Raw genomic sequence first — 10,310 nt, 5'->3', positions numbered from 1 at the left:
ATGACAATATCGTGGCCGGTTCCGGTAACAATACAATTATAGGTGGAGCTGGAAACGATACGATCAGTTGCGGTTCAGGTGTGGATATCGTGGTTTTCGGTTCAGTCCTTGACGCAAATACCAACGTTGATACGATATCGTGGTTTAAACATGGCGTTGATTCTATTGCCTTGTCGCGTTTTGTATTTTCTCATCTTCCTGTAGGCCCTCAAATCTCGTCAGACAATTTTGTCGCAAACACCAATCCCGCTGCGCGCGACGCGAACGACTACATTCTCTACAACACCACTAACGGTAAGCTTTTCTATGACTCTGATGGTTCCGGCGCAGCTTCTCCGATCCTGTTTGCCATCTTGACTGGACAACCGACACTCACCGCTTCGGATTTCATGGTTGTTTTCTAGCATGCGGCAGATTTTGGCTCTTTGTGTTTGTGGGTAGCTGTGCCGGCTACCCACAACACGCGTGGCTATACGAACAATCTTTTCTGTCGTTAGCGCGATCCATTTTTTGAAATATGTGGATCGCTAAAAATGCCTTGATTCTGTCAGGATAGAATAGATCGCCATGGAGTCGAACGTTATTTCACGACCCCATTGCGATCGATTGTAATCACACGTGAGCCATTCTTGATCGTACTTTCCTCGCTTGAATTACCTCCCGCAGCTTTCACATTCACGGTCGCTTCGCCTGGTCCATTAACTTTGACCGATGCCAGTTCAAGAACTAGATCATTCGCATGTAAATCACCAGAGCCATTTAAGTTCGCATTTAACTTCTTTCCGTTTCCATGAAGTGTAATGCTACCTGGCCCATCGGAATTAATGTCGATGATCTTCGCCATTGCGAGATCCGCTTCAATATCACCCGAACCCGATGTATCGATCGAAACATTGCCGCTAATGAGCTTGAATTGCAAATCTGCTGGTCCAGAATTGCGAATTTCCGCGTCACCCACTTTCAATCTTGAGGCATCCACACTACCCGAGCCGCTGACCCTTAATTTTAAGGCCTTGGTTTCACCCGACAAACTCACTTCCCCCGGTCCGGACACACTAATTGTGGTTTTCTCTGCTTGCACTTCATCGACAGAGAGATCGCCCGAGCCCGACATTTCAACTTCTAGATTTTTAGTCACGCCACGAAGACTAATTCCACCCGAGCCGTCAATTGCCAAGGTAGTTTGCTCGCTTTTTAATTTCGCGACATGTAAATCGCCACTGCCTGTCAATTTTGCTTGCAAGCTTTGTAGCACCTCACCAAATTCGGTGTCACCTGAACCATTCATCTCTATCACTGCTTTTTTCGTCGTGAATTGACGCATACTTACGTCACCACTGCCATTCGCATGAAAAATCAATTCAGTGCTGCTGCCTGACGCACTAATATCACCAGAACCTTCGTTAGTCATTTCCAATTTCTCGTCTTTCAATTGACGCAAACGTACATCGCCACTGCCCGTGTTGAGTAATTTATGTAACGAGGCGACACTGACCTTAACCGTTGTGGGCGTATGTTTCCACGAGAAGTGAAAATTACCCTGACGCTTGGTGCGAACGACCAAAGTATTCCCTTCCATAACCGTTTCGACTTCTTTTACAAAATTATCATCACCTTCGACCACCACACTATTCTTTCCATCAACGACCAAGTCAATGTCAAAAGGAGAATGATTGATAATCGCCTCAATTCCTTTCGCCTCTCGTGTTTCGGTAATGATATTCCCACTGCCTTTAATTCCATCATCATTGATGCTAATTTCACATGCACTCAAGGCCATTACGAGTGTCGATGCGATCGCAGTGCTTATGGCTAGTTTTTTCATGATTTCGTCCCCTCAAAGATTGAAAATCGAATTGAATTGTCGATGTTGTTAGTTTACGTGAAGAGGCATTCATAAACTCTAGGTAAACGACAGAATGCAAAAATCACTGCCTCAATGGTCAAAATTTGGGTGGAGAGGCGATAAAATGCACTCTCTTCAAATCAACCTCCTCTCCTAAAGTAGAAAGTCCGCCTTTTATGAACAAAGTTTTACTCGAATCTCGCGATGGCGCACGAGCTGAGATCACCCAGCACGGCGCACATCTCTGCTCTTGGATCCCCAGCGGAGGCGTGGAACAGTTATTCTTGAGCGATGCATCTGAGTTTCGGGAAGGGGCGGCAATCCGTGGAGGTGTGCCTATTGTCTTCCCACAGTTTTCAAACTTAGGCCCACTACCAAAACACGGTTTTGCGCGCACTGCGTATTGGCAATTAGTCCGCGCTGAACAACTGTCGGAAGGAGCCGCACAGGCAATTTTTACATTACAAGACGATGTCAGCAGTCGGTCTATTTGGCCTCATGCGTTTCGTGCTGAATTCACGATTACTGTGGAAAAGGATAGTTTGCAAATGGACTTTTCTGTCAGTAATTTAGGCGAAATGGAATTGCATTTTCAAGCGGCTTTGCATACCTATTTCCGCATCGGCGCGCTCGAAGATACCCGCATAGCTGGCCTTGGCGGTCTACACTATCACGATACGGTGACCGACGATCGTAATCGGTATCAAGAAGAGGCCATCCTTGAATTCCAAGGTGAGACCGACAGAATCTACGCCGATATCAGCTCAGATCTCAAAATACTGCAACCACACCAGACTGTCATCGTGCGACAAACAGGGTTTGAGGATGCCGTTGTATGGAATCCTGGTGCACGCAAAGGGGCTGAACTTAAGGATTTGGAGACAGACGGCTATCGTTACATGGTCTGTGTGGAAGCAGCCCAAATACTGAAACCCATCCATCTAGCGCCTGGGCAAAGCTGGGTCGGTAGTCAATGTCTCACCGTGGTGCCAACGCTTGGGTAGTCAATCTATACACTCTTTTTTCATTCCTCAGATTTGCGTCATTGTTCATCATGACAAGGCCCTCTTGTCGTTTTAGACGCTCTTTTCGTGTAAAAGCAGTCGCGAAGTCGGGTTGGGCACCATCCCATTCCGACTTGTCACGTTACAGCGACTCGCACTGCTCTTGAGTAAATGGCTGTTGCGCTGCATTGGATGTCACCCGATAAAGCGCTCAAGTGTTTGATTTTTATCAACTTCATGAATCCTTGGGCGAGGCTTGAACCGATTTTTAATTGCAAATGATAATAATTCGCATTTATAATATGAGGAATGAGAGGGACAATTTAGCATTGAGTCGACAACCCGTCCCTACCTACCTACCTTTAAATTATCTGCGTTGTAAAGTGAGAATATTCATGTCATCCAACCGTCCTAGCCCATATATTTTAGCGACGCTGCCAGCCGCCATACTGTCCATCCTAAGCCTGCCAGTGTTGGCTCAACAAAACACCACCTCACCACAAGAAACCAAATTACCAGAGGTACAAATTGTTGGAGCAGGCGAGCAAAAATACGTCAGCAAGATAAGCAGTACGGCGACCAAGACCGACACCCTACTTCGTGATACGCCACAAGCCATCACCGTGGTGACAAAAGAGTTGATCAAAGATCAAGCGATGCAAAGTATGGCCGATGCCATTCGCTACGTGCCGGGCGTGGTCACTGCACAGGGCGAAGGCAACCGCGATACAGCCGTATTCCGAGGAAATAGTTCGACAGGTGACTTTTTTGTTGACGGCATACGCGATGACGTGCAGTACTATCGCGATTTTTATAATATCGAGAGTGTCGAGGCACTAAAGGGGTCGAATGCGATGATTTTCGGCCGTGGCGGCTCAGGCGGCATTATTAATCGCGTGACCAAACAAGCACAATGGTCACCTGTGCGTGAGGCGACGCTCACTCTTGGCTCTTGGAATAATCGGCGAGCAACTGCAGATGTGGGTCAAGCATTGGATCAGAATCTGGCGTTTCGCGTTACAGGCATGGTAGAAAATTCCGACAGTTATCGCGAAGGCGTTAGCATCAAACGACACGGGATCAATCCAACTTTCGCAATCCGAGCAGGTCAAAATACCAGCGTCGTCTTAGGATACGAGCATTTCAAAGACGAACGGACGGCAGATCGTGGCATTCCTTCCTATCAAGGTAAGCCATTAAATATCGATAGCCAAGTTTTCTTCGGCAATGCTGCTTTAAGCCCAACGTCTTCAAGGGTTGATGCGTTCACGGCACTGATTGATCACGATCTAGGGAATGGTTTTAGTCTACGTAACCGCACGCGCTACGCCGATTACGATAAGTTCTATCAAAATATTTTTTCGGGTGCAGTGAATAGCAGTGCAACTAGCGTCTCGTTGAGCGCCTACAACAATGCAACGCAACGCAAAAATCTGTTCAATCAAACTGATTTAAGCTTTGAAATTCAAAGCGGCACGATCAAACATAAACTCTTAGCAGGTTTAGAACTCGGCCAGCAAACCACCGACAATTTGCGCAACACGGGCTATTTCCCCAGTGTCAGCACCAACGCCAACAGTATCAGTGTTCCGCTAAGCAATCCTTATACAAATAATGTGGTGTTCCGCCAATCGGCGACTGATGCGAATAATCATGGTGTCGCCACGACCGTTGGCATCTATGCGCAAGACCAAATGGAATTTTCCCCTGAATGGCAAGCCATCATCGGATTGCGTCGGGACAGTTTTGGTGTCGATTTCACGAATAATAGAACGGGTGAAAAAATCAATGTCACCGACACGCCTGTTTCTCCGCGCGCAGGTTTGATTTACAAGCCAGCCACAGAAATATCTCTCTACGCAAGTTACAGCCTTGCGTTCGCGCCACGTGCTGGCGATCAACTTTCTTCCCTCACCGCCAGCAACAAGACGTTTGACCCTGAAGAATTTAAGAACCTAGAATTAGGGGCAAAATGGGACGTAAACCCTGACTTAAGCCTGAGCGCAGCAATCTACCAATTAGATCGCAGCAATGTGGCAATTACCGACCCAAGCGATTCCACCAAATCGATTTTGATCGATGGTCAGCGGACCAAGGGTGTCGAATTAGCGATCAATGGCAAACTCGCGGCCAACTGGAACATCATGGGCGGCTACGCCTATCAAGACGCTAAAATCAAACGAACCTTATCCGCAACCGCCTTAGCAGGAGCGACATTGGCGCAAGTACCAACTCATAGCGCCTCCGTCTGGAATCGGTATGACTTTAGTCGTCAGTGGGGTGTTGCAGCCGGATTGGTTTATCGTGGTGCGATCTATCCATCAACTGACAATACTGTCGAATTGCCTGGATTCACCCGCATCGATGCAGCACTTTTTTACAAGTGGGACAAAACGGTACAAGTGCAAATGAATATTGAAAACTTAGGTGACAAGAAATATTACGCCTCAGCGAATAGCAATAATAATATTACGCCGGGTTCTCCACGGGCATTTAAGCTCGGTATACATTTCAAATACTGAGAAAAAACCGCACATTTTCCACTTTCAACAAAAGCCCTAAGCAAATGCTTGGGGCTTTTTTGTTTTGCGATGCAACATCCCTGATCCACATTTTCTTTTTATGAATGGGAACCAATTTCACTACATGCTTATCCAATTGGCTTCGATGGCAATCGTTTATTTGTACGTATTGCCCGAACTTCCGGTACTTCAACCCTAAAAGGAATAAAAAGATGCGTTTGATAAGTGTTCTGGTGTGTTCACTATTTGTGAGCGCCACCCTACCTGCTATTGCAGCCGATGAAAAAGTCGATTTAAATCTGGTCAATAAAATTCGAGACGAGGGCACCAACCGTTCCAAAATTATGGAAACCCTCAGTGTACTGACCGACGAAATCGGCCCACGTTTAACTGGCTCACCAGGCTTACGCAAAGCAGGTGACTGGACCAAGTCCCAACTCACGGAATGGGGGCTACAAAATGCGCAAGTAGTCAGTATTGCTCCATTTGGTCGTAGCTGGGTTTTAGAAAAATCGTCCATGCGCATGGTCGCACCTTCCAATTTAGTGTTGGATGCAATCCCTAAAGCTTGGACACCCGGTACAGACGGCCTAAAGCGCGGCAAAGTGATGTATGCCAAACTAGAAACCGAAGACGATTTGGCGAAATGGAAAGGCAAATTAAAAGGCGTAATCCTGTTACGCGATGCGATGACCCCAACCAAGCTCCATACCACGGGTGATGCGAAGCGTTATACCGAACAAGAATTGCAAGAGATGGAAAGTTTGGATTTAGGTGGTGCAACTGGCCGTCCACCAATGGACATGGCAGAGATTGCTAAACGTCTCGCATTCGCAAAAAAAATCAATCCTTACCTTACAGAAGAAGGCGTGATTGCCACAATTAACGTCTCACGCGGTGATGACGGTACTATTTTCGTACAAGGTGGTGGCTCGTACAAAAAAGATGAACCGACTGGCCCAGCCGCCTTGGTCATGTCAACCGAGCAATACAATCGCATTTTCCGTTTGCTCGAAAAGAAAAAAGACGTCGAAGCTGAAGTCGAAGTTGCGGTAAATTTTGGTGATGAAGATCCAGCCAATTCCATCAACGTCTTTGCAGAAATACCAGGAACAGATAAAAAAGATGAAATCGTCATGCTCGGTGGTCACTTAGATTCATGGCATGCCGGCACAGGCGCAACCGATAATGCAGCGGGCGTTGCCGTAGCAATGGAAGCCGTTCGCTTACTGAAAGCGATCAACTTTAAACCACGTCGCACCATCCGTATTGCACTATGGGGTGGCGAGGAACAAGGCTTATTGGGTTCACGCGATTTTATCAACAAGAACGTTGCATCACGGCCAGAAGTAAACGATCCAAAAGAAAAGGATTTGCCAAGCTTTATGCGTCGTCCGACTGGTCCATTGAGTTTCAAACCGATGCACGGCAAAATCTCCGCTTACTATAACCTTGACAATGGTGGCGGCAAGATTCGTGGCATCTATGCGGAAAATAATGCTGCAGCCAAAGTCATCTTTGATGCTTGGTTAGCGCCATTCCACGACTTGGGTGCAAAAACTTCCACTTTGCGTAAAACTGGCAGCACGGACCACGTTTCGTTTGATGCGGTCGGTGTTCCTGGCTTCCAATTCATCCAAGAACCGATGGACTACTTCACCCGCACCCATCACAGCAATATGGACGTGTATGACAAACTCCAAAAAGCTGACATGATGCAAGCGGCGATGATCATGGCCAATTTCGTCGCACACACCGCAAATCGTGATGAATTAATGCCACGCAAACCCTTGCCACCAGAACCAGCTCGTCCTGCAGCCGCAAGCCGCTAAGATCGATTCCTCGCGATCGACGACAAGAAGCCAGCACACTTTTGGGTCTGCTGGCTTTTTTACATTTCTCCGTCAAAAACATATAAGCAAATCGCCAGCGTGTATTTCGTCCGTGGAGCTATCGATGTTAAGGTTATTGTTTAGATTAATAACAGTTCACGACCGCTCACCATGTGCCAACTTTTAGGAATGAATTGCAATACGCCCACCGATATCGTGTTTAGCTTTACAGGTTTTGCAACTCGTGGCGGGCGCACGGATGAACACAAAGATGGTTGGGGAATTGCTTTTTTTGAAGGTAAAGGCGTACGTCATTTTGTGGATCATCAAGCTGCCATCGATTCACCCATTGCTGAGCTGATTAAACGTTATCCCATCAAATCGACGAATGTCATCGCACATATTCGCAAAGCCACACAAGGTGTGATTGCTCTAGAAAATTGCCATCCATTTATTCGGGAAGCTTGGGGTTGCCAATGGGTGTTTGCGCATAATGGCGATTTGAAAGACTTTGAACCACAACTCGATGGCAGTTTTTTACCAATCGGCAGCACCGATAGCGAGCGTGCATTTTGCTATATCATGCAATGCCTCCGCACGCGATTTGGAATGCACATGCCAACACTGGAAGAGTTGCGTACATTTTTGGCTGGTCTCTGCAATCAAATTGCCAAACACGGTACATTCAATATGATGCTTTCTAACGGTGGCGTACTCTTTGCGCATTGTTCTACTAAACTGCATTACATTGAACGTCAACATCCATTTAATACCGCCGCATTATCCGATGAAGATGTGTCCGTCGATTTCGCCCAAGTGACTACGCCAAAAGATCGCGTCGCCGTAATCGTCACCGAGCCACTAACAAGTAACGAACATTGGACTGCAATACAATCAGGTGAAATGAAAGTCTTTGTTGATGGACGTGCATTGGTTTAAGAGTCAAGATTGCGCCGAAAGTAAACCGACAGTGCGGGCACACCTAAGTCCTACGTCTGTTCTCTCATCGATCCTCACGTTATCGTACTATGGCTTTCTTACCAAGCAGTTGCCTCTTTTGTCCAGACTTCAACCATGCGTGAACAATTCATCGCTGACGTTCTCAGCAACCACCACAATGCCAACATTTTGGCACGCTGGAAAACACTCGATTTGCCGGATGCGTGGCTGGTTGCTGGATGTCTTTTTCAAACGGTGTGGAATCGTCTGTCACACCAAGCGGCGGATTTTGGGATCAAAGATTACGATATTTTTTATTTTGATCCAAACGATCTGTCTGCAGAAAAAGAAACCTCCCTGCAGCAGCGCGCAGAGGCGATTTTTGCTGACTTACCGATCCGTTTGGAATTATGCAATCAAGCACGAGTCCATCTATGGTACGAATCTTATTTCGGACAGACCTATCCACAGCTGAACAGCGCTTGCGAAGGCATCGATCGTTTCTTAATTCCTGCCACGTGTGTCGGAATCAATCCCGATTCGGTCTATGCACCGCATGGATTTGAGAAGTTGTACCAAGGTGTACTGAGTATGAATCCGCTTACGCCCTATCGCGAACTCTACGAGAAAAAAGCATCATCGTATCAACAACGTTGGCCTTGGTTGCAACGCTTCGAATGAAGCGTGCCGAGCGCACCTGATTGATTGAAGAGCACTCTTGCATATGATTTCCCAAGATAGCAAAAGAAGGGGCTCAATCAAACAGAATGTACGCCAAATTCAACGTCGTATCCCCGATCCAACTTGCAATTCAGAAAACCAATTGATAAAACGCATGACGTCGGGGCCTTGATAAATCGCACCATGTTGCGGGCACAACATATCAATTTGCATGTCGGCAACGCGGCGACACCAATCTAATTTGGCTTCATTCGACCCCATCCAACGGCGATGAAAACCCTCTGCATGACGAATATGGCGATCAAAGTCTTTAACAAAAAGGTCATCCTCGCCAAGAGGCAACAACGCAGCACCGATATCGCCAGAGAAAAATACTTTAGCAACAGGATCAAACAAATTGAAATTTCCAGATGAATGCAAATAGTGCGCAGGAACAGCTCGCAAACGCAAACGACCTAAAGCGATATCCAATCCATCATCTGGCAAGGGAATAAAGGTATCAGCATTTCCACCAAAATGCGGAATAAATGAACTCCACAGCCAACTCAAATAACATTGCAACTTCGGATTGAAATCCAACCACAAGGCCAAAGAGGAAATGACATCAGGATCTTGATGAGATGAGAATAGCGCTAAAATATTACGTGCATCAAACTCCGTATTGATAGCGGAAAAAACCTCAGGAAATATCTCCATTCCACCTGGATCTGTGAGGATCGCTTTATCACCTTGTATCACCAAATACTCATTGGTATCAATTAAATAGTCTGGCTTTTCTGGGTCACGTGTAATGACAGCCCATTGATGATCACCTTGCTCGAAAATAGTTTGATATTTTTTCATGCTGTCCTAGTCGATTTTGTCAAATGTTTCAGGTGGTCTATTGCTTGATTCATGATCTCTTCAATACGGCCAGCAACTTGCTGCATATCCGCCAGCATGGAACCACCGTAAGCTGCTTCGATTCGCGCATTGTGCGACAACATTGCACCTGAGCTGCACAAATTAAGCGACCGACGGATCTCTTTTTCTAATGCTTGCCACTCTTGATCCGTTGCATTTTTTAAGTCTTGATATGCTTGCTGCTTCGATTCAAATGCATCGCCAATATGATGGATGCCATTCACATTTTTAGTAACGGTCCGATTAATGGAACGCAAATTTTTTTCCAATTTACGTAAGGCGGCAATTCGCCTCACCAACTGAAATATCATACGACTGAGCGTACTCATGATTTCTTCCATCTTTTGACTAAATACGCGCAATTCCATTGCCACCACGCGAAAGCCTGCCGACTGTGCGCCTGCACGTTTCGCAACCAAAATTGCATTCATGGCGACCAAATTAATCTGATGCGAAATATCAACGACCTGTTTCAGGCCTTGATTAATGGAAACCGACAAACTTAAATCGGATTCTTGTTCAATAACATTCATAGACCCAACTCCCAATCTGCAATGGAATGCTTTGCAAAGTATGACTTTGT

9 protein-coding genes are annotated in these 10,310 nt (G+C 46.3%); 6 read left to right on the top strand and 3 right to left on the bottom strand.

Features of this window, described 5'->3' with window-relative positions; translation table 11 throughout:
• The coding region (locus KDM90_RS11920) for a M10 family metallopeptidase C-terminal domain-containing protein (RefSeq protein WP_212675824.1) at positions 1 to 404 on the top strand (404 nt) is incomplete at its 5' end.
• A 176-nt stretch (positions 405 to 580) separates the two neighbouring features.
• Here KDM90_RS11920 and KDM90_RS11915 read toward each other — a convergent pair.
• Positions 581 to 1,825, bottom strand: a complete 1,245-nt coding sequence (locus KDM90_RS11915; protein ID WP_212675823.1) for a GIN domain-containing protein — start codon at positions 1,823 to 1,825, stop codon at positions 581 to 583.
• Between the two features lie 197 nt (positions 1,826 to 2,022).
• Here KDM90_RS11915 and KDM90_RS11910 point away from each other — a divergent pair, with 197 nt between their 5' ends.
• The 5 genes from KDM90_RS11910 (at position 2,023) to KDM90_RS11890 (ending at position 8,824) form a co-directional block, all read left to right on the top strand.
• Positions 2,023 to 2,850, top strand: coding sequence for a D-hexose-6-phosphate mutarotase (locus KDM90_RS11910; protein WP_212675822.1), 828 nt, complete (start codon positions 2,023 to 2,025; stop codon positions 2,848 to 2,850).
• 395 nt (positions 2,851 to 3,245) lie between these two features.
• On the top strand, positions 3,246 to 5,372 hold the full coding sequence (locus KDM90_RS11905) for a TonB-dependent receptor (RefSeq protein ID WP_212675821.1): 2,127 nt from the start codon (positions 3,246 to 3,248) through the stop codon (positions 5,370 to 5,372).
• Positions 5,373 to 5,584: 212 nt separating this feature from the next.
• Positions 5,585 to 7,204, top strand: coding sequence for a M20/M25/M40 family metallo-hydrolase (locus tag KDM90_RS11900; protein ID WP_212675820.1), 1,620 nt, complete (start codon positions 5,585 to 5,587; stop codon positions 7,202 to 7,204).
• A 171-nt stretch (positions 7,205 to 7,375) separates the two neighbouring features.
• The gene (locus KDM90_RS11895) at positions 7,376 to 8,143 is read left to right on the top strand and encodes a class II glutamine amidotransferase (RefSeq protein WP_212675819.1); all 768 of its coding nucleotides are present in this window, start codon (positions 7,376 to 7,378) and stop codon (positions 8,141 to 8,143) included.
• A gap of 135 nt (positions 8,144 to 8,278) precedes the next feature.
• Entirely contained in the window at positions 8,279 to 8,824 is a 546-nt protein-coding gene (locus tag KDM90_RS11890) for a nucleotidyltransferase family protein (RefSeq protein WP_212675818.1), read from the top strand.
• 99 nt (positions 8,825 to 8,923) lie between these two features.
• Here the strand turns inward: KDM90_RS11890 and KDM90_RS11885 are convergent, their stop codons facing one another.
• Entirely contained in the window at positions 8,924 to 9,667 is a 744-nt protein-coding gene (locus KDM90_RS11885) for an oxygen-binding di-iron domain-containing protein (RefSeq protein WP_212675817.1), read from the bottom strand.
• A complete protein-coding gene (locus KDM90_RS11880) occupies positions 9,664 to 10,260 on the bottom strand; it encodes a methyl-accepting chemotaxis protein (protein WP_212675816.1) in 597 nt (198 codons plus the stop codon). The genes KDM90_RS11885 and KDM90_RS11880 overlap by 4 nt, the downstream gene beginning before the upstream one ends.
• Positions 10,261 to 10,310 lie beyond the last annotated feature (50 nt).

It is taken from the genome of Affinundibacterium fentianense, from assembly GCF_018139545.1.
GTDB classification, from domain to species: Bacteria; Pseudomonadota; Gammaproteobacteria; order Burkholderiales; family Burkholderiaceae_D; genus Undibacterium; species Undibacterium fentianense.
Note: the sequence above shows the minus strand (reverse complement) of the source record. Positions and strands in the feature narration are given on the sequence as shown.